This is a genomic window from Hoeflea sp. BAL378, from assembly GCF_000759435.1.
Classification (GTDB): domain Bacteria; phylum Pseudomonadota; class Alphaproteobacteria; order Rhizobiales; family Rhizobiaceae; genus Hoeflea.
Genome location: NZ_JRJG01000044.1, coordinates 1 through 20,378, shown reverse-complemented (window position 1 = coordinate 20,378; position 20,378 = coordinate 1). Strand labels below are relative to the sequence as shown.

Here is a 20,378-nt window from a genome sequence, read left to right as displayed (position 1 = left end):
CAGCGTCCGGGCTTTTGTCATTCCTCCAGCGCCTGTTTGGCGCTCGCCACCACGCGGTCGAGGAATTGGGTCTCGCGCTCGGCGATGCGGGCTTCCTCGATCGCGATGTAGTCGCGGGTGAGCGGCACCACGTCGCGCTCGCGGCCGAGCTGGATCTGGAACACGTTGCTCGCGCCCTGCATGAAGGCGCATTCGCACATCGACAGATACAGCTCCCACATCCGGCAGAAGCGCTCGTCCATCACCTCGGCGGCCCGCGCCCGGTTGGCGTCGAAACGGTCGCGCCAGTGGCGGAGCGTGTGGCCGTAGTGGCAGCGCCAGATCTCGCAGTCGAGGATCCAAAGCCCCGACAGTTCGATCGCCGAGACCGCTTCCGACAGCGACGGCGCGTAGCCGCCGGGGAAGATGTACTTGCGCAGGAACGGCCCGGTGACCCCGGGCGGCGCCTTGGACGAGATCGAATGGATCAGCGCCACGCCGTCGGGCGAGAGCCGGTCGCGCACGGTGAGGAAATAGGGGGTGAGATAGTGCACGCCGACATGTTCGAGCATGCCCACCGAGACGATGCGGTCGAACTTGCCCTCAACCTCGCGGTAGTCGATCAGCTCGAATTTCACCCGGTCGCTGACGCCGAGGATCTCGGCCCTGCGCCGGGCCACGGCAAGCTGCCGTTCCGACAGCGTCACGCCCACCACCTCGATGTCGGCGAGATGGGCCAGATAGAGCCCGAGCCCGCCCCATCCGCAGCCGATGTCGAGCAGCCTCTGGCCGTCGGCCAGTTGCAGCTTGGCGGCGAGATGACGCTTCTTCAGCGTCTGCGCCTGTTCCAGCGTCTCGGTGCCTTCGGGAAAATAGGCGCAGGAATATTGCATGTCGGCGTCGAGAAACAGCCGGTAGATCTCTTCGCCGATGTCGTAATGCGCCTGCACATTGCCCCGCGCCCGCGACAGCGCATTGTTCTGCTGGAAGCGCCTGAGCCCGCGGGCGACGCCGCGCCAGAAGATCTGGCTGGGGGTGAGGTCGAACTGGTGCTTGTTGGCGAAGAACAGCCGGATCAGGTCGTGGATCGAGCCCTCGCTCATCACCAGTTCGCCGTCCATATAGGCTTCCGCCGCCTTGAGCTCGGGATTGAGGAAGATCTTGCGCGCCACCGACGGCGTGGTGAAGCGGATGGCGGCTTCCGGACCCGGTCCCTTGCCGCCGTAGACGCGGGTCTGGCCCCTGGCGTCGGTGACCGTCAATCGGCCGTTGCTGATGGCTTTGTCGAGCAGTCCGTGGAGAGAAGGCATGGCGTCTCCAATCAATCATTTGGGGCCGGACGGGCGATGGGCTGCCTCAGCAAAGCGGCATAAGTCACCGGTCCGGCGTAATATTGTGCCCTGATGCCGCCAAGCCATCGACTCGACGGAGCCTGCCATAAAGTCAAGATCCGAGGCAAAGGTCAAGATTGTCGGACGGGGCCTCCATCGGCGCCGTCAGATCGCGGCTGCGATGTCCGCCAGCGTGCGTTCGGCGGCCCGGACGGTCCGGTCGATGTCGTCCTCGGTCATGGCGGCGCAGAGGAACCAGTGATGCGCCGGCGTCATCAAATGCCCGCGCGCCAGCATGCCGTTGCAGAACAGCCGCAGCGCCCGGTCGCGCTCGGCCTCCCGCTCGTGCTCGAAGCGGAGGAACGGCGTCGCCTCGAGGCCCACGGAGCGGGCCGGGACGCGGGCTTTCAGCGCGGCCTGGTCGAGGCCGTCCATCAGCCGCCGGCCCAGCCTCTTCAGCCGTGCCGGCACATCCTCGCGCTCGAGGATCCCTATCGTGGCGAGCGAGGCGGCCATCGCGTCGGGGGAGCGGAAATAGGTGACCGTCAGCCCGAGCTCGAGGATCCTCGCCATGATCTCGCGCCGCCCGGCCAGCGCCGAGATCGCATGGCCGTTGGCCATCGCCTTGCCGAAGGCCGAGATGTCGGGGGCGACGCCGAATGCGCCCTGCGCCCCGCCGAGCCCGATGCGGAACCCCGATCGCACCTCGTCGAGGATGAACAGCGCGCGGTTCTGATGCGTGAGCTGCTTCATGGCCGTGAGGTAGCCCGGCTGCGGCGGCTCGAGCTCATAGGGCATCATCACCACGCAGGCGATCTCGCCCGGGTGGGCGTCAAACAGGGCGCGCACGCTGTCCAGGTCGTTGTAGGCGAACCGGTGCAGCAGCGACCGCGCGGCGTCGGGCACGCCTGGAGAGGCGGAGCACCAGTCGTGCCATCCGTGATGGCCGTAATGCAGCACATGCGACCGTCCGGTCACGGCCCGGGCGAGGCGGACCGCGGCGTCGACGGCGTCCGACCCGGTCTTGAGAAAGGTGACGAGATCGGCCGAGGGCACCAGCCCGACGATGCGCTCGGCGAGATCGAGATGGGCGACATCGAGCAGCGTTGGATTGACGCCGCGCCCGAGCGCCGCCATGACCGCCCGGTTCACCTCCGGATGGCCATGGCCCAGCACCACGGAGCCGAAGCCGAGCAGGTAATCGGTGTAGATATTGCCGTCGATGTCGCGCAGCCGGGCGCCCTCGGCCCGGTCGATGAACACCGGATTGCCGCCGATCCGCTCATAGCCGGTGAAATACATCCCCGGCCGGGCGGCGAGCAGCGCCTCGCTCTGCCGCAGGCGCTTGAGCAGGGCCGAGGACCGGCCGACATCGAGCTTTGGCTCCCGGTCCTCCCGATCCGGACGGACCCTGTCGGCCAAGTCTAGAAGATCTCCGAAAACACGTTGGGGAAGCGGAAATTGTTGCCGGTCACGGTGATGCTGACATCGAGCGATTTGACCGCATGCCACCAGCCGATCGAGATGAACAAGAGTTCGCCGGGCGCGATCACCTCCTCGACGATATGCGCGCCCTCGAGCAGCGGGTAGTCCGACAGGTCATCCTTCTCGAAGTCGATCTCGCTGTGATAGCCGGTCTGGTTGTAAACCTTGTGCATTTGCTTGGACGGGATCAGCGTCACCCGCTTGCGCCCCATCACCTGGGCGAAGAACACATTGCCCAGGTCCCGGTGCATCGGCGTCAGCGTTCCCTTCGGGCCGAGCCAGAAGAACACCCGCCCGGGCCGGGAGACGGGATCGAAATAGCGCGGGTCGAAGACAATGTCGTTGAGCAGCGGCTTGAAGTCCGGCCGGTCGAGGATCCTGTCATGGGCGATGAGGTAATAGTCATTGGTCTCGGCCCCGTCCCGGATCAGGTCGATATAGCCCGACAGCGTCGCCCGCGTGCTGTGATCGACGAAGGAATCGCGGTGGTCGCTCTTCGAGCGGCCGTGCTGGTAGGTGATCGGGCACTGGCCGAAATGCCGGGCCAGGAAGTCGAGGTCCCATTTTCCCAGGGCGGGCCAAGCGTCCACCACGTCCTCGAGGATCACCGGCCGGTTGAGCGCGTAGTACTCGCGCAGGAACGCCTCGGACGACAGGCCCGACACGCGCGGCACGCGGTCGTAGTCATGGGTCAGGCCCTCGAGCGCCAGCAGCGTGTCCGTGAGCACGGTCCATTTGCGCACCTCGCCGCCCAGCCGCCGCGCCGCGCGGAACACCGGGCTGCTTTCGATGCCGGCAATCAGGCGCTGCGCCTCCGGCGCGGACAGGCCGGCCTTGCCGAGTTCGGCGGCGATGTCGGCTGCGGCTACGCCCATCGCCAGGTTGTGCGCCGCCCATTCGGTCCAGTCGTCGGACGGCTGCTTGACGGCGGCTTCGCTCATGGCGATCCCTCCAGAAGGATGGTTTCAGACACGGCATGCTTGGCCCGGCAAGGCCGGAGGCACGCGGTCGGGCAGGGGCTGCGGGGCGGGGCCAGAGCGGCGCGATGCGTCAGGTCCGACGCACCGGTCCGGAAGACCGGGCGTGCTCCCCGGTCGAGGCCTCGCCGGGACGGGGGCCGTTCCCAGGGTGCGCGCATCCGGTCGCCGCACCAACGCCCGGTCACCGGGTCACTCGATGGCGATGCCCAGGACCGTACCGCCGATATCGGCGGCGCTGAGGTCGGCGCGCCCCTTCTTGCGCGAGGCCAGCATCTTGAACAGCGCCTCGCGCAGTTCGCCCTCGATCTCGCGGCCTTCGGCGACGCTGAGCTTGAGCGAACGGATGTCGAAAACGATCAGCGACGCATGGTCGAGCGGCGCCGCGGGCATCAGGCCGCCGCGGAAAAAGCCGGTCGGGGCAGGTTTTGCTTCGGATGGAGGCTTGGACGAGAAATGCGACATGGACTTCTCCTCTCGGAACGAGGCCTGTCTGAGCGCAATGCCGGACTGCGGAACCGCTCACACGGCAGGGCGGGTCGGAGATCGGGCAGGATTTCGCCCGGCTCCGGCCGGCAACCGCGCTATCACCTCCCGCAGGCATCGGGCTTTTGGATCAGGCAAAGGTTGTATTAAAGCAGTGACGCAACCAAAGTACCAGAAACAGATCACAAGTAAAGGTGGCGTGAACCAGAAATACAACCTTTTGAGGAATCCGCAGGCCAGCGGAATGGTCCTGGATCAATCGCCGGACGGGACCTTGTGCACGGTGCGCCCGCCGCTGCCCATGCGGACCTCGCCGCGCGCCAGCATGGCGAGCGCCCGGGGATAGATCCGGTGCTCGGCCGCGAGCACGCGGGCGGCGAGCGTGTCGGCCGTGTCGTCCGGGACGACACGTATCGCCTCCTGCTCGATGATCGGACCCTCGTCCATGCCCTCGGTGACGAAATGGACGGTGCAGCCATGCACCCGGCATCCGGCGGCCAGCGCCCGCTCATGGGTGGCGAGACCGGGAAACGCGGGCAGCAGCGAGGGATGGATGTTGATCATCCGGCCCGCATAGCGCCGGACGAAATCTGCCGAGAGCAGCCGCATGTAGCCCGCCAGCGCGATGATCCTGGCGCCGGACGCCTCGATCGTCGCGATCACCGCCGCCTCGTGCTCGGCCTTGGAAGGATAATCGCGGCGGGGGACCGCCACCGCCTCGATCCCCTGTTCGCGGGCGTGCGCGAGTCCCGCGGCGTCGGCCTTGTCGGAAATCACGCAGACGATGCGGGCGGGAAAATCCGGCTCCTGCGAGGCCGCGACCAGCGCGCCCATGTTCGATCCGCGCCCGGAGATCAGCACCGCGACCGGCACCCTTTCGGCGGCGCTCACAGCGCCAGTGTCCCCTTGTAGGACACGCCCGCCTGGCCTTCGCCGCGCGCGGCCAGCCGCCCGAGTCGGATCACGCTCTCGCCCTGGGCCTCAAGCGCGTCCGCCACCCGGTCGGCCTCGTCGGCCTTGACCACTGCGATCATGCCGACGCCGCAGTTGAAGGTGCGCAGCATTTCCTGGGCCGCCACCCCGCCGGTGCCGGCGATCCAGGAAAACACCTTCGGTACGGAAATGGAGTCGAGCTCGATCTCGGCGGCAAGGTGAGCGGGCAGCACGCGCGGCAGGTTTTCGGGGAATCCGCCGCCGGTGATGTGCGCCAGTGCCTGGATCGCGCCGGTCTCGCGGATTACGGCCAGCAGCGATTTGACATAGATCCGAGTCGGCTCCATCAGCGCCGCGCCCAGGCTCTTCGACGGATCGAACGGCGCGGGCGCATCATAGCCGAGGCCGCTCATCTCGACGACGCGGCGCACCAGCGAATAGCCGTTGGAATGGACGCCCGAGGAGGCGAGCCCCAGCACCACGTCGCCCTCCGACAGCGTGCCCGATGGCAGGAGCTGGCCGCGTTCGGCAGCACCCACGGCGAAGCCGGCGAGGTCGTAGTCGCCGTCGCGGTACATGCCGGGCATCTCGGCGGTTTCCCCGCCGATCAGCGCGCAGCCGGCCTGGAGGCAGCCCTGGGCGATGCCGCCGACGATGGCCGCACCCTGTTCGGGGTCGAGTTTGCCGGTGGCGAAGTAATCGAGGAAGAACAACGGCTCGGCGCCCTGGACCACCAGGTCGTTGACGCACATGGCGACCAGATCGATGCCGACCGTGTCATGCATCCCCGCCTCGATCGCCACCTTGAGCTTGGTGCCGACGCCGTCATTGGCGGCCACCAGCACCGGATCGGTGAATCCCGCGGCCTTGAGGTCGAACAGCCCGCCGAATCCGCCGATCTCGCCGTCGGCGCCGGGCCGGCGGGTCGAGCGCACCAACGGCTTGATGCGGTTGACCATCTCGTTGCCGGCATCGATGTCGACGCCGGCCTGGGCATAGGTGAGGCCGTTCTTCGGATCCGCCATCGGGCTTCCCTTCCTTCGGGTTCAAAGGCGCTTGTCTCGTGCGGGGGATGGCATTTTGCGGGCCATTCCGCAAGCCGGAGCACGCGATCGGGCGCGACATTTGACGGGAAAACCGGACGCGGCGATGCTAGAGGGGGCGCACGGACTTGGAAATCCCCGGCGCCGACGCCATATCCGGTTCCAGCCAGGAAGAAATGCCGCCCATGACAGTGCCAAATTACATCACGGTCGCCCGCTTCCTCATCGTCCCGCTGGTCCTGTACTGCATGATCGACGGCGACATGATGACGGCGCTGCTCCTGTTCGTGCTTGCCGGCGTCACCGACGCGGTCGACGGGGCGATCGCCCGGCAGTTCAACCAGAAGTCCGAACTCGGCGCCTGGCTCGACCCCATGGCCGACAAGTTCCTGCTGGTCAGCGTCTTCGTCATGCTGGGATGGCTCGGCGTGCTTCCGTCCTGGCTGGTCATTCTGGCGGTCTCCCGGGACGGCATGATCATCGCCGCGGTGGTGCTGTCGAGCCTGATGGACAATCCGGTCGAGATGCGGCCGCTGATGGTGTCCAAGGCCAATACCCTGCTGCAGATCGTCCTGCTCATCCTGGTGCTCGCCGATCTGGCCGGGATCGTCCGGCTTGACGCCCTCATCGCAGGGATGCTCTATGCGGTTGCGGGCTTGACCATAGCCTCGGCGGGCGCCTATCTCGTCACCTGGCTCAGGCACATGGCGGGCGAGGGCGCGGCCGGTTAGCAGGATGCGGTGCGGCCGGCTCCAGGGCGGCCCCAAGCGAGGTGATCATGGCGACTCATTTTGATGCGGTGGCGCTGCGGCGGCAGATCCTGTTCTGGCTGATCGCGCTGGCGGTGTTCGTCGGCTTCCTGATGTTGTTCCGCTCGATCCTGCTGCCGTTCATCGCCGGCATGGCGCTGGCCTATTTCCTCGATCCGGTGGCCGACTGGCTCGAGCGCCGCGGCCTCTCGCGGCTGATGGCGACGCTGGTCATCCTGGTCTCCTTCCTGGCGATCTTCGCTGTGGCGCTGGTGGTGCTGGTGCCGATCCTCGTCACCCAAGCCGTCGACCTGGGCGGGCGCATTCCCGGCTACATCACCCAGCTCCAGGAACTGCTGGCTTCCGAGCGGACGCTGCTGCCGGACTGGATCTCCGGCCAGCTCGGCCAGATCAAGGACAGTTTCGCAGCGCTCCTGAAGGAGGGCGCCGGTTTCGTCGGCACCATCTTCCAGCAGATCTGGAACTCGGGCATGGCGCTGATCGACATCGCCGCGCTGTTCGTGGTCACGCCGGTGGTGGCCTTTTACATGCTGCTCGACTGGGACAACATGATCGCCAAGGTCGATAGCTGGATTCCGCGCGACCATCTGGCGACCGTGCGCCAGCTTGCCACCCAGATCGACCGCACCATCGCCGGCTTCGTGCGCGGCCAGGGCAGCGTCTGCATCATCCTCGGCCTGATCTATGCCGTCGGCCTGATGATGGTCGGGCTCAATTTCGGCCTGCTGATCGGCCTGTTCGCGGGCCTCATCAGCTTCATTCCCTATGTCGGCTCGCTGGTCGGGCTGGTGCTGGCGCTGATCGTCGCCATCGTCCAGTTCTGGCCCGATTTCGTCATGATCGGCGCGGTCGTCGCCGTCTTCGCCGTGGGCCAGTTCTTCGAGGGCAACATCCTGCAGCCGCGGCTGGTCGGCTCCTCGGTCGGCCTGCATCCGGTCTGGCTGATGTTTGCGCTGTTCGCCTTCGGCGCGCTGTTCGGCTTCGTCGGCATGCTGATCGCCGTGCCCGCGGCCGCCTCGGTCGGCGTGCTGGTCCGGTTCGCCATAAACCGGTACCTCAACAGCGATCTCTATTCGGGCACGCGGGGGCCGGACGCGCAGGCTCCCGGGCCCTCCGGCGGAGCCGCGCCGGAGTGATGAACAAGCAGCCCCTGACCCGGCAATTGCCGCTCGCATTCGATCATGATCCGGCGACAGGCCGCGACGACCTGATCGTGTCGGAGAGCCTGGGCGCGGCGGTCGGGATCATCGACCGCTGGCCGGACTGGCCGTCGCCGGTGGTCATCCTGGCCGGACCGACGGGATCGGGCAAATCCCATCTCGCCCGCATCTGGACCGACCGCGTCGGCGCGCGAAGGGTCGACATCGCGCGCGCCGACCCGATGGTGCTCGAGATGGCGGCGCTGGGTCCGGTGCTCATCGAGGACATCGACCGCGCGCCGTTTGACGAGACGGCACTGTTTCATCTCATCAATGCCGTGCGCGAGCACGGCAACTGGCTGCTGATCACCACCCGGCTCTGGCCCTCGGCCTGGAAAGTCACCTTGCCCGATCTCGCCTCGCGCCTGAAGGCCGCCACCGTGGTCGAGATCGCCGAACCCGACGAGGCGCTTCTGGCCCAGGTCATGGTCAAGCTGTTTGCCGACCGGCAGGTCGCCGTCGACGACCGGATCATCGACTGGCTGGTCGCCCGGATGGAGCGCTCGCTCGCCGCCGCGCGGGCGATCGTCACCCGCATCGACCAGCTTGCGCTGGCCCGCGGCTCGAAGATCACCCGCGCGCTCGCCGCCGAGGTGATGGCGGAAATGGATGCCGGAAAAGGCGACATCGAAGTGTCATAGTTCCTTCTTTGTTGTGCTATAGACGGACGGGTCAGGAACGGGACAGTCGGAGCGCGGAATGGATAATGTCGAAAGTGCGGGCGGAAGCGAATTGCGGATCGATCCGGTGGCCTCGGAAACGCCGCTGCAGGACCTGCTCACGAGCCCCGAGCGCTTCGTCAACCGCGAGTTCTCCTGGCTGCAGTTCAATCGGCGGGTGCTCGAGGAGACCCTGAATTCCAGCCACCCGCTGCTCGAACGGGTCCGCTTCCTGTCGATTTCGGCGGCCAATCTCGACGAGTTCTTCATGGTCCGCGTCGCCGGCCTCGAGGGCCAGGTGCGCCAGGGCATCGCCAACCGCTCCGCCGACGGCATGTCGCCGAGCGAGCAGCTCGACAGCATTCTCGAGGAGATCGACGGGCTGCAGCTCGAGCAGCAGGCCTCGCTGGCGATCCTGCAGCAGAACCTCGCCGCCGAGAACATCTACATCGTCCGCCCCTCGATGCTCGCCGAGGGCGATATGGAGTGGCTCGAGAACGAGTTCCTGCAGTCGATCTTCCCGGTGCTCACGCCGCTGTCGATCGATCCCGCCCATCCGTTCCCGTTCATCCCCAATCTCGGCTTCTCGATCTGCCTCCAGCTCGCCTCCAAGGCCGCCAACGAGCCGATGACGGCGCTGATCCGCCTGCCGGTGGCGCTCGACCGTTTCCTGCGCCTGCCCGATCTCGACGGCGCCATCCGCTACATCACGCTCGAGGATGTGGTGAGCCTGTTCATCAGCTCGCTCTATCCCGGCTACGAGGTGCGCGCCACAGGCACCTTCCGCATCATCCGCGATTCGGACATCGAGGTGGAGGAAGAGGCCGAGGACCTGGTGCGCCTGTTCGAAAGCGCGCTCAAGCGCCGCCGCCGCGGCTCGGTCATCCGCATCGAATTCGATTCCGAACTGCCGCAGGCGCTGCGCGATTTCGTGGTGCAGCAGACCAACGTGCCCGAGAACCGGGTCGCCGTCCTGCCCGGGCTGCTGGCGCTCAACACCCTGTCGGAAATCACCAAGGCGCCGCGCGACGATCTGAAGTTCGAGCCCTACAACGCGCGATTTCCCGAACGCATCCGCGAGCACGCCGGCGATACCTTTGCCGCCATTCGTGAGAAGGATCTGGTCGTTCATCACCCGTATGAATCGTTCGACGCGGTAGTCCAGTTCCTGTTCCAGGCGGCGCGCGACCCGGACGTTCTGGCGATCAAGCAGACGCTCTACCGTACCTCCAACGACAGCCCGATCGTGCGCGCGCTGGTCGATGCGGCCGAGGCAGGCAAGTCGGTGACCGCGCTCGTCGAGCTCAAGGCCCGTTTCGACGAGGAGGCCAATATCCGCTGGGCCCGCGACCTCGAGCGCGCCGGCGTGCAGGTCGTCTTCGGTTTCCTCGAGCTCAAGACCCACGCCAAGATGTCGCTGATCGTGCGGCGCGAGGAGGGCAGGCTGGTGACCTACTGTCACCTCGGCACCGGCAACTATCACCCGATCACCGCCAAGATCTACACCGACCTGTCCTATTTCACCTGCGACCCGGTGATCGCGCGCGATACGGCGCATGTGTTCAATTTCATCACCGGCTACGGCGAGCCCGAGGGGCTGAACAAGCTCGCGGTGTCGCCGCTCAACCTGCGCACCCGCATCGTCGACAATATCGAGGCCGAGATCCGCCATGCCGAGGCCGGGCGGCCCGCGGCGATCTGGATGAAGATGAATTCGCTGGTGGACCCGCAGATCATCGACGCGCTCTACCGCGCCAGCCAGGCCGGCGTCGAGGTCGATCTGGTCGTGCGCGGCATCTGCTGCCTGAGGCCGCAGGTGCCGGGCCTGTCGGAGAACATCCACGCCAAGTCGATCGTCGGCCGCTTCCTCGAGCACAGCCGGATCTATTGCTTCGGCAACGGCCAGGGCCTGCCCTCGGCCGAGGCGCTGGTCTATATCGGCTCGGCCGACCTGATGCCGCGCAATCTCGACCGCCGCGTTGAAACGCTGGTGCCGTTGTCCAACAAGACTGTGCATGAACAGGTCCTGTCGCAGATTATGCTCGGCAACATGATCGACAACCAGCAGAGTTACGAGATATTGCCTGACGGAACGTCGCGCCGGATTGAACCCGGCGAGGACGAGGAGCCGTTCAATGCACAGGTATATTTCATGACCAACCCCAGCCTGTCCGGCAGAGGCGAAGCGCTCAAGTCGAATGCTCCCAAGCTGATCGCCGACCGGTTGGCGCGGACCACGCGCAGCAAGCGCTGAGTCCGGCCCTGACCCTGAAGCAGCGGACGATCATGACCATGAGTCCCGGCCAGGCGCGGAACGGGTTCCGGTTCTCCTGCGTTGCATATATAACGCCTCGAAACCTCTTGTCCCTGATCCGGCGCGGCTGCGGCGGAGTGGGTCACGCAAACCGTGAAGCGCGATAGATATGGTGGAATCGGAAGCTCAGGGACGACTGCCGGGGATTCACCCGGTGTCCGTCATCGACATCGGCTCCAATTCCGTCCGGCTGGTGATCTATGAGGGGCTGAGCCGCGCGCCGTCGGTGCTGTTCAACGAGAAGGTCCTGTGCGGCCTGGGCAAGGGCCTCGCCGCGACCGGCCGCATGGACGAGACCGGCATCGCCCGCGCGCTAGCGGCGCTGACACGCTTCCGCGCCCTGTCCGAGCAGGCGCGCGCCTCGGAAATGCACGTGCTCGCCACCGCCGCCGCGCGCGAGGCCGAGAACGGCGCTGATTTCATCGAGAAGGCGGAAATCATCCTGGGATGCCGCATAAGGCTGCTGACCGGCGAGGAAGAGGCGCATTTCTCCGCGCTCGGCATCATCGCCGGCTATTACCAGCCCGACGGCATCGCCGGCGATCTGGGCGGCGGCTCGCTTGAACTGGTCGATGTCAGGGGCACGGACCATTCCGGCGGCCAGACCCTGCCGCTGGGCGGGCTGCGGCTTGCGGAAATGTCCGGCAACTCGATCTCCCGGGCGCGCTCCATCGCCCGCCGGGCGCTGAGGAAATCGCCGGTGTTGCAGGGCGGCGAGGGGCGGACCTTCTATGCGGTTGGCGGCACCTGGCGCAACATCGCCAAGCTGCACATGGAGATCAGCAACTATCCGCTGCACATGATGCAGGCCTACGAGATCGAGGCCGGCCCGGCGATCGAATTCCTGGGCGAGGTCTCGGCGATGAAGCAGTCGCGGATCAGCGCCATCAAGGCGATTTCCAGAAGCCGGCGCGGGCTTCTGCCCTACGGCGCGGTGGCGCTGCAGGAGACGCTGATCGCCATGAAGGCGGGGCGCGTGAGCTTTTCGGCGCTCGGGGTGCGCGAAGGCTATCTCTATTCGCTGCTCGGCCGCGCCGAGGCCGCGCGCGATCCGCTGCTCACGGCCGCGAGCGAACTGGCGATCCTGCGCGCCCGCTCGCCCGAGCATGCCCGCGAACTCGCCGCCTGGACCGGCCGGATGTTCCCGGCCTTCGGCGTCAACGAGACCGAGGAGGATGCCCGCTACCGCCAGGCCGCCTGCCTGCTGGCCGACATCTCCTGGCGCGCGCACCCGGACTACCGTGGCCTGCAGGCGCTCAATATCATCGCCCACTCCACCTTTACCGGCATCACCCACAGCGGTCGCGCCTATATCGCGCTCGCCAACTACTTTCGCTTCGAGGGACTCAACGACGACGGGGTCTCCTCCGGGCTGGCCGCGATCGCCGGTCAGAAATATCTCGACTACGCCAAGCTCCTGGGCGGCATGCTGCGGGTGGTCTACCTGTTCTCGGCCTCCATGCCCGGGGTCGTGCCGCGGCTGGCCTTCGCGCCGGCCACGCCCGCCGATGGCGACGTCGATCTGGTGCTCGTGGTGCCGCGCGACTGTGCAGCCTTCGTCGGCGAGCGGCTGGAAGGCCGCCTGCAACAGCTCGCCAAGCTCACCGGCAAGCGCCTGGGCTTCCGCGTCGGCTGACGGCGGGGCGGATCCCGCCCGGCCGTCTTCGCGACAGTCAGGCTTCGACGATCGTCTCGAAGCCGCCCCAGATCATGCGTTTGCCGTCAAACGGCACCTTCTGCAGTTGCTCCGCGCCGAAGATGTCGTCGAGCTGTTTCATGGAAGCCTCCATGCCCGACGTGCAGGATTCCTTGTCGGGCCAGACGATCCAGGAGAAGACGACGGATTCGCCTTCCTCAAGCTTGACCGCCATCGGAAACGAGGTGAGCTTGCCGTCCGGCACATCCTCTCCCCAGGTTTCCACCACGGACAGCGCGCCATTGTCGCGGAAGACCTTGGCTGCCGTGACCGCGAGTTCGGTGTATTTGCCCTTGTTCTCGTTCGGAACGGCGAGCAGAAATCCTTGGACATAGCTCATCATCAATCTCCCTTTTGCTATGGCTTGAACGGTCATTGCCGAGGTTCCGGGCGGTCCCGCCCGGCGCGGATCAGGCGGGCGTCCGCTGCGACGCCCGGCGCCGGGCGGCGCTCGGGGCGGAGGGCTGCGGATCATATTCGTCATGCCGCCGCCACCAGCTATAGGGCTCGCCCTGGGGCACGCCTTCGGGCGACTCTTCCCAGGTCTCCTGGCGGCCAAAGGGCGTGACGTCGAGCAGCGTCATCGGCGTTCCCAGGCTCTCCACGCCGCGGCCGCTGGTGTAATAGGTGCGCATGATGCCGTGCCCGGTGTTCAGGAACACATTGAGCCCGAAGCCGCCGTCGATGCCGAAATCCGGACCGAAGCTGTCGGTGCTCTGGTAGAACGGCATCGTCCAGCCCATGCGGCGCTTGTAGGCCTCGATCTGCGGCGACGGCGCCCGCGCGATGAAGGCCAGCGTCACATCGCGGGTATGGAGATGCGCCAGATGCGGCATGTGATCGCCGACCATGCTGCAGCCGGGGCAGGGCGCCGGGTCATCGGGCTTGAGCATGTGGTGATAGATGATGAGCTGGCTGCGGCCCTCGAACAGGCCCTCGAGATCGGTCTCGCCCTCGGGCCCGGTGAAACGGTAGTCCTTCTCCACCCGCATCCAGGGCAGGCGGCGCCGTTCGGCGGCGAGCCTGTCGAGCTCCCGTGTCAGCTCCTTTTCGCGGGCCAGCAGTTCCGCATGGGCGGATCTCCAGGCGGCTTCATCGACTATCGGGTTCATTGCGCTGCTCCTCTCCAGCTAGGCCGCCATCGCCGGCGGCAGGGTTTCACAGGCGTTGCTGTTTCTCAAGCGCCGGTTCGTTGAAGGCCCATTCGAGGCCGAAGGGATCGCGGACGCGGCCGTAACGGTCGCCCCAGAATTCGAGCTTGAACGGCGACACCACCGCGCATCCCGCCGCGACCGCGCGGTTCCACCAGAGATCGCCGTCGCTGATGACCAGTTGCAGCACAAAGTTGCTGCCGGTCGAAGGCTGGGAGCCATGTTCGGGGAACGGGTCCATCAGCATGAACATGCCGTTGTCGATCTCGATGGCGGCATTGAGAACGCGGCCGTCGTCGCTGCGGGTGATGTCGCCATGCAGGACCGCGCCGAAGGCGCGTCGGTAGAACTCGATCGCCCTGTCGGCGCCGTCGACGGTGGCATAGGGGATCACCCCGTGCATCAGCCCTCGGTAATCGGATGTCGCGCTCATTTCTTCTCCTTCCCGGCTTGAGAAAACACCATGGATACGTAGCGGATGAGATGATCGACGCTGTCCTGGGCCAGGGTCACCGAGTTTCCGGCCTTGGCCAGAATGAACGCGCCCTGCAGGACGGCCTGGGTGTGCAGCGCCAGGCTCTCCGGCGTGAAGCCGCTCACGCCGCGCGCGTCCATCGCCGCGCGGATGTCGGGGACCAGCGTCATCGCATGGCCCGATATCGAGGCGTGGCAGGCCTCGCGGATCGCTGGCGCGCTGTCAAAGACCTCCTGCGCCATGGTGCCGACCAGGCAGGTGAACTCGGCGAGGTCCCCCGCGAGCAGTTCCTTGCGGAACTGAAGATAGGCGATCAGCCGGTCGAACGGATCGTCCGGCTGGTGGTAGGGCGCGGCGGCAAACAGCGCCGAGGTGGTCTCCGACCAGAAATCGGCCGCGGCGACGCCCAGTTCTTCCTTGCTCTTGAAGTGGTGGAAGAAGGCGCCCTTGGTCACGCCCGCCTGCCTGCACAGATCGTCCACGGTGGTGGCGGCAAAGCCTTTCGCGCGAATGACATCGCGGGCGGCTTCGAGAAGACGGATACGGGCATTGACGGCGCGAGGCGGCATGGGTGTTTCCTTTGGGCGGAAAAATACCAACCGGTTGGTATGTTGGCAAGGGGAAAAGTGCGGTCGTCCGGGGCAGGGCGGTCTCCTGCGGGGAACGGGGCGAGGCTGGCCCGTGCGAAAGTCGGGAACCGGAGCGGCGCTCTTTGCCGCGCCCGGTCAGCCCCGCCGGGCATTCTCACGCACCACACTCTGCGTCTCATAGGGATCAGAAACGGAAAAAGGCCGGGCGAAATTCGCACCGACCTTCCCAAATTGCCTCAACACATCCTGCCAGTACATCCGTGGTCAGGGTGGAGACAAATCTCTTGTTGAAACCAATATGGGACAGAAGATTCCGGATTGCAAGGGCCGGATCGAATTAACTTCGCGGTTTCAAGGAGCGGCCGCGAAGCCTGGGCGCCAGGCGCCAAGGCAGGGGTGCGCCTACAGCTCCAGCGCGTCGACCTTCTTGTCGGTGAACTTGAGCGCCAGCTCGCCGCGGATCAGCTTGAGCGCCCGGTCGCCGAACAACTCCCTGCGCCAGCCCTTGAGCGCGGGCACGTCGGCGTCCTCGCCGTCGATGGCGATCGATTCCAGATCATCCGAGGTGGCGATGATCTTGGCGGCGACGTTTTCCTTCTCGACCGTCAGCTTGAGCAGCACCCGCAGCAGCTCCACCGCGGACTGCGCGCCCTCCGGCGCCTGCCGGTGTCGGGGCAGCCGCGGCATGTCCTCCTTGGGCGTCGCCAGCGCCTGGTTGACGATCTCGAGCAGCTTGGCGCCCTGGGCCGAGCGCTCCCAGCCGCGCGCGATGGTCCTCAGCCGCCCCAGCGCCTCGGCGTCCCTGGGCTGCTGCTGGGCGATCTCGTAGATCGCGTCGTCCTTGATCACCCGGCCGCGCGGCACGTTGCGCGCGCGCGCCTCGCGTTCCCGCCAGGCCGCTACATGCTGCAGCACGCACAGCTCCACCGGCTTCTTCACCCGCATCTTCAGCCGCTTCCAGGCGTCCTCGGGATCCATCTCGTAAGTGGCGCGCGATTCCAGCACCGCCATCTCGTCGGCCACCCAGTGGCCGCGGCCCTCGGCTTCGAGCCGTGCGACCAGCTCGAGATAGACGTCGCGCAGATGCGTGACGTCGGCCAGCGCGTAATCGAGCTGCTTTTCGGAGAGCGGCCGGTGGCTCCAGTCGGTGAACCGCGAGGATTTGTCGATCGGCGCGCCGGTGATCCGCGACACGAGCTGGTCATAGGAGATCGATTCGCCGAAACCGCACACCATCGCCGCCACCTGGGTGTCGAAGATCGGATGCGGAACCAGGTCGCCGCGATTGACCATGATTTCGATGTCCTGCCGGGCGGCATGAAACACCTTGATCACCGAGGCATCCGCCATCAGGTCGAAAAACGGTTTGAGATCAAGGCCTTCGGCCATGGGGTCGACAATGCCCTCATCCTCCGGCCCCGCCATCTGGATCAGGCAGAGTTCGGGCCAGTAGGTCGTCTCGCGCAGGAACTCGGTGTCAACGGTGACATAGGTGTGGCTGGCAAGGCGGGCGCAGAAGGCGGCAAGCGCCTCGGTCGTTGTAATCATGTCCATGTTTGGCCTTTACCCGGAAAATTGAGCTTTGTCTTGCCCTGGCTGTGCATCGGCGTCTTCCGCCTCCGCGGCGCTGTCGCCGCCGCGATCCACCGACTGCGCCGCCATGCGCGCGAAGATCGGCGAGGTGCGCAACAATCCCGCGAACCGGCCGCGATCGGGGTCGTCCGGCCCGCCGCGGAAGATCCGCACGATGGTGTAGACGACGAAGGCGCCGTGCATGGAGCAGATGAAGGTGAAGAAGGCCGAGGCGCCGAGCCAGTCGACCAGCACCGCCGACAGCAGCGGGCCGATGGAGGCGCCGATGGCCCAGAAGAACATCAGCCCCGAGGCGATCTGCACATATTCCCCCGGCTTCGCCCGGTCATTGGCATGCGCCGCCGAGAGCGAGTAGAGCGGCAGGGTGAACGCGCCCCACAGGAAGATGCCGATCAGGTTGAGCGCCACGTTGGAGCCGGCGAACCAGACCATGAACAACCCGCAGATGGTCGAGCCCGACGTCGCCATCAGCAGCACCGAGCGGCGGCTGATGATGTCGGAGAGATACCCCAGCGGATACTGCAGCACGATCCCGCCGATGATGCCCGCGCTCATGAACGAGGCGATGTCGCCCACCTGCATGCCGAGATCCTCGGCGTAGAGCGGCCCGACCGAGCGGAACGAGGCCGTCGTCAGCCCCACCGTGATGGCGCCCGCCGAGGCCAGCGGCGAGACCATCCACAATCGCTTCGGGCTGAAGGAGAACGGCGCAGGCGCGGCCGGGTTCGACCGGTCGGCGAGCGACACCGGCACGATCGACAGGATGATGAGCATGGTCATGATCGCGAAGATCTCGAAGCCGTCGATCCCGACCACGGGCAGCAGGTACTGCGACGCCGTCACCGCGCCCAGGTCGACGAACCGGTAGATCGCCAGCGTCCGCGCCCGGTTGGCGTTGGTCACCTGCGCGTTGATCCAGCTTTCGACATTGGCGAACAGGGAGGCGAAGCAGATGCCGGTGACGAGCCGCATCAGGAACCAGAAGAACGGGTCGATCACCAGCACCATGGCGAGCGAGGCGCAGGCCGCCACCGCCGTCATCGCCGCGAAGGCGCGGATGTGGCCGGAGGTCCGCAAGAGCCAGGGCGTCATCCAGCAGCCGATGATGAATCCCAGATAGTATCCGGCGCCGGACAGGCCGATGACGCTGGCCGAGAAACCTTCCGCCGAGCCGCGCAGCGTGATCAGCGTTCCCTGTAGCCCGTTGCCCGCCAGCAGCACGCCGGCGGTGGTCAGGAGGGGCACGAGCGGACGAAGCGAGGACATGACGGGCCGGATGCGAGAAACAAGACCTCGACCCTATATCGAAAATGCCGGGCCGTCGCGGTGAAATCCCGCCAATGCACAGCCGGGTTGCGCCCTTTCGCCTTGACAAACCGGGTGGGTCATGCGCTTTTCCGCGCGATTTTTACCGTGCGCCGAAGCGGCGATCCGTGCCCCTTGCACCCCGCCGAACCGCCGATCTTGGCCACGGGTTCCAGCCATCGAGGATATGCCATGCACCGCTACCGTTCCCACACCTGCGCCGCGCTTCGCAAGAGCGATGCAGGCGCCACTGTCAGGCTTTCGGGCTGGGTGCACCGTGTGCGCGACCATGGCGGTCTGCTGTTCATCGACCTGCGCGACCATTACGGCCTGACCCAGGTGGTGGCCGATCCGGATTCGCCCGCCTTCAAGACCGCCGAGAAGGTCCGCGGCGAATGGGTGATCCGCATCGACGGCGTCGTCAAGGAGCGCATGCCCGAGACCATCAACGCCAATCTCGGCACCGGCGAGATCGAGGTCTTCGCCCAGGAGATCGAGGTGCTGTCGGCCGCCAAGGAATTGCCGCTGCCGGTGTTCGGCGAGCCCGATTATCCCGAGGACGTGCGGCTGAAATACCGCTTCCTCGACCTGCGCCGCGAGACCCTGCACCGCAACATCGTCACCCGCACCAAGGTGATCGCCGACATGCGCCGCCGCATGACCGAGATCGGCTTCGCCGAATACGCGACGCCGATCCTGACCGCGTCCTCGCCCGAGGGCGCGCGCGACTTCCTGGTGCCGTCGCGCATCCATCCCGGCCAGTTCTACGCGCTGCCGCAGGCGCCGCAGCAGTACAAGCAGCTTCTGATGGTGGCGGGCTTCGACCGCTATTTCCAGATCGCGCCCTGCTTCCGCGACGAGGACCCGCGCGCCGACCGGCTGCCGGGTGAATTCTACCAGCTTGACCTGGAAATGAGCTTCGTCACCCAGGAGGACGTCTGGGACACGATGGAGCCGGTGATGCGCGGCGTCTTCGAACAGTTCGCCGAAGGCAAGCCGGTGACGCAGAAGTTCCGCCGCATTCCCTATGACCAGGCGATCCGCACCTACGGCTCCGACAAGCCGGACCTGAGGAACCCGATCGAGATGCAGGCCGTGACCGAGCATTTCGCCGGCTCCGGCTTCAAGGTCTTCGCCGGCATGATCGCCAACAACCCGAAGGTCGAGGTCTGGGCGATTCCCGCCAAATCAGGCGGCTCCCGCGCCTTCTGCGACCGGATGAACTCCTGGGCGCAGGGGCAGGGCCAGCCGGGGCTCGGTTATATCTTCTGGCGCAAGGAAGGCGACGTGCTGGAAGGCGCGGGCCCCATCGCCAAGAACATCGGGCCCGAGCGCACCGAGGCGATCCGCGTGCAGATGGGGCTTGATGACGGCGACGCCTGCTTCTTCGCCGCCGGCGACCCCGCCAAGTTCGCCAAGTTCGCGGGCGACGCGCGCACCCGCGCCGGCGAGGAGCTGAACCTCGTCGACCGCGACCGCTTCGAGCTCTGCTGGATCGTCGACTTCCCGTTCTACGAATGGGACGAGGAGGCCAAGAAGGTCGAGTTCGCCCACAACCCGTTCTCCATGCCCCAGGGCGGAATGGAGGCGCTCGAGAGCCAGGATCCGCTCACCATCAAGGCCTACCAGTACGATCTGGTCTGCAACGGCTTCGAGATCGCCTCCGGCTCGATCCGGAACCAGTCGCCGGACCTGATGGTCAAGGCCTTCGAGAAGGTCGGGCTGAGCCAGGCCGATGTCGAGGAGCGCTTCGGCGGCCTCTACCGCGCCTTCCAGTACGGCGCGCCGCCCCACGGCGGCATGGCGGCGGGCGTGGACCGCGTCATCATGCTGATCGTCGGCGCCAAGAACCTGCGCGAAGTGGCGCTGTTTCCGATGAACCAGCAGGCCCAGGACCTGCTGATGGGCGCGCCGAGCCCGGCCACGCCTGCGCAGATGCGCGAACTCTCGCTGCGCGCCATCCCGGCCAAGCCTGAATAGGCCTGAGACCCGGGCAACCGGATTCAAATTGTCAAAACGCCCGGGCAACCTTCTTGCTCCCGAGCGTTTTTTTGATTGCGGATAAGGTTGGGGCGGGCCGGTGTCAGTCCTTGCCGCCATCCTCGTCCTGCTCGAGATCGAGCAGGTCTTTCCGGGGCGTTTTGGCCGGGGCGGGTGTCTTTGCCTTGGCCTTGGCCGGCTTTTCGGCTGTCTTTTCGGCAGGCTTGGCGGCCGGTTTTTCGTCCGGGATGGACTTGAAGCGGATCATGGAGAGGGTCCAGTTCGGGTGTGAGGGGGAGGCGGCCGGCGCGGTCCGTCGGGCATGCGCAGGTCTTGCGAGAATCTCCTGCGCACCCTGCGCTAGCGGGCCGGAACAAGCAACACAAACCATGACGCGGCGGCTGTGTCAGGC

At 66.4% G+C, this 20,378-nt stretch carries 19 protein-coding genes; 6 read left to right on the top strand and 13 right to left on the bottom strand.

Features of this window, described 5'->3' with window-relative positions; all coding sequences use genetic code 11:
- Positions 1–17: 17 nt before the first annotated feature.
- The 6 genes from LL06_RS11715 to purM all read right to left on the bottom strand — a co-directional run bounded on the left by LL06_RS11715 (position 18) and on the right by purM (position 6,216).
- On the bottom strand, positions 18–1,289 hold the full coding sequence (locus LL06_RS11715) for a cyclopropane-fatty-acyl-phospholipid synthase family protein (RefSeq protein WP_052161453.1): 1,272 nt from the start codon (positions 1,287–1,289) through the stop codon (positions 18–20).
- A 186-nt stretch (positions 1,290–1,475) separates the two neighbouring features.
- Entirely contained in the window at positions 1,476–2,732 is a 1,257-nt protein-coding gene (locus tag LL06_RS26385) for an aminotransferase class III-fold pyridoxal phosphate-dependent enzyme (RefSeq protein WP_201772331.1), read from the bottom strand.
- A 2-nt stretch (positions 2,733–2,734) separates the two neighbouring features.
- Entirely contained in the window at positions 2,735–3,736 is a 1,002-nt protein-coding gene (locus tag LL06_RS11705; protein ID WP_035526607.1) for a cupin-like domain-containing protein, read from the bottom strand.
- Positions 3,737–3,964: 228 nt separating this feature from the next.
- Complete coding sequence (locus tag LL06_RS11700; protein WP_052161452.1) at positions 3,965–4,237, bottom strand: hypothetical protein; 273 nt, start codon at positions 4,235–4,237, stop codon at positions 3,965–3,967.
- Between the two features lie 276 nt (positions 4,238–4,513).
- Positions 4,514–5,149 carry a phosphoribosylglycinamide formyltransferase gene (gene purN, locus LL06_RS11695; RefSeq protein WP_152599578.1) on the bottom strand — a complete coding sequence of 212 codons (636 nt, stop codon included), beginning with the start codon at positions 5,147–5,149 and terminating at the stop codon, positions 4,514–4,516.
- Positions 5,146–6,216, bottom strand: a complete 1,071-nt coding sequence (gene purM, locus LL06_RS11690; protein ID WP_035526605.1) for a phosphoribosylformylglycinamidine cyclo-ligase — start codon at positions 6,214–6,216, stop codon at positions 5,146–5,148. The genes purN and purM overlap by 4 nt, the downstream gene beginning before the upstream one ends.
- A 203-nt stretch (positions 6,217–6,419) precedes the next feature.
- Here purM and LL06_RS11685 point away from each other — a divergent pair, with 203 nt between their 5' ends.
- From LL06_RS11685 to LL06_RS11665, 5 genes are all read left to right on the top strand, one after another.
- Positions 6,420–6,965, top strand: a complete 546-nt coding sequence (locus LL06_RS11685; protein WP_035526734.1) for a CDP-alcohol phosphatidyltransferase family protein — start codon at positions 6,420–6,422, stop codon at positions 6,963–6,965.
- A 47-nt stretch (positions 6,966–7,012) separates the two neighbouring features.
- On the top strand, positions 7,013–8,140 hold the full coding sequence (locus LL06_RS11680; RefSeq protein WP_052161464.1) for an AI-2E family transporter: 1,128 nt from the start codon (positions 7,013–7,015) through the stop codon (positions 8,138–8,140).
- Entirely contained in the window at positions 8,140–8,844 is a 705-nt protein-coding gene (hdaA, locus tag LL06_RS11675; protein WP_035526602.1) for a DnaA regulatory inactivator HdaA, read from the top strand. Before LL06_RS11680 ends, hdaA begins: the two co-directional genes overlap by 1 nt.
- A 58-nt stretch (positions 8,845–8,902) precedes the next feature.
- Complete coding sequence (locus tag LL06_RS11670; protein ID WP_035526599.1) at positions 8,903–11,116, top strand: RNA degradosome polyphosphate kinase; 2,214 nt, start codon at positions 8,903–8,905, stop codon at positions 11,114–11,116.
- Positions 11,117–11,285: 169 nt separating this feature from the next.
- The gene (locus tag LL06_RS11665) at positions 11,286–12,812 is read left to right on the top strand and encodes a Ppx/GppA phosphatase family protein (RefSeq protein WP_035526596.1); all 1,527 of its coding nucleotides are present in this window, start codon (positions 11,286–11,288) and stop codon (positions 12,810–12,812) included.
- 37 nt (positions 12,813–12,849) lie between these two features.
- On the opposite strand, the gene LL06_RS11660 is transcribed toward LL06_RS11665, so the two are convergent.
- The 6 genes from LL06_RS11660 to LL06_RS11635 form a co-directional block, all read right to left on the bottom strand.
- Entirely contained in the window at positions 12,850–13,212 is a 363-nt protein-coding gene (locus tag LL06_RS11660) for a DUF1428 domain-containing protein (protein ID WP_035526594.1), read from the bottom strand.
- Positions 13,213–13,282: 70 nt separating this feature from the next.
- Positions 13,283–13,984, bottom strand: coding sequence for a DUF899 domain-containing protein (locus LL06_RS11655; protein WP_035526591.1), 702 nt, complete (start codon positions 13,982–13,984; stop codon positions 13,283–13,285).
- 46 nt (positions 13,985–14,030) lie between these two features.
- The gene (locus tag LL06_RS11650; protein ID WP_035526588.1) at positions 14,031–14,456 is read right to left on the bottom strand and encodes a VOC family protein; all 426 of its coding nucleotides are present in this window, start codon (positions 14,454–14,456) and stop codon (positions 14,031–14,033) included.
- Entirely contained in the window at positions 14,453–15,067 is a 615-nt protein-coding gene (locus LL06_RS11645) for a TetR/AcrR family transcriptional regulator (protein WP_035526585.1), read from the bottom strand. The genes LL06_RS11650 and LL06_RS11645 overlap by 4 nt, the downstream gene beginning before the upstream one ends.
- Before the next feature lie 423 nt (positions 15,068–15,490).
- Positions 15,491–16,636, bottom strand: a complete 1,146-nt coding sequence (rnd, locus tag LL06_RS11640; protein WP_035526730.1) for a ribonuclease D — start codon at positions 16,634–16,636, stop codon at positions 15,491–15,493.
- Between the two features lie 15 nt (positions 16,637–16,651).
- Entirely contained in the window at positions 16,652–17,947 is a 1,296-nt protein-coding gene (locus LL06_RS11635) for an MFS transporter (protein WP_081963929.1), read from the bottom strand.
- A 231-nt stretch (positions 17,948–18,178) separates the two neighbouring features.
- On the opposite strand from LL06_RS11635, the gene aspS reads away from it, so the two are divergent.
- Positions 18,179–19,966: an aspartate--tRNA ligase gene (gene aspS, locus LL06_RS11630; protein WP_035526583.1), complete on the top strand. Its 1,788-nt coding sequence runs from the start codon at positions 18,179–18,181 to the stop codon at positions 19,964–19,966.
- Positions 19,967–20,069: 103 nt separating this feature from the next.
- Here the strand turns inward: aspS and LL06_RS27660 are convergent, their stop codons facing one another.
- Positions 20,070–20,234 carry a hypothetical protein gene (locus tag LL06_RS27660; protein WP_161784969.1) on the bottom strand — a complete coding sequence of 55 codons (165 nt, stop codon included), beginning with the start codon at positions 20,232–20,234 and terminating at the stop codon, positions 20,070–20,072.
- Between the last annotated feature and the right edge of the window lie 144 nt (positions 20,235–20,378).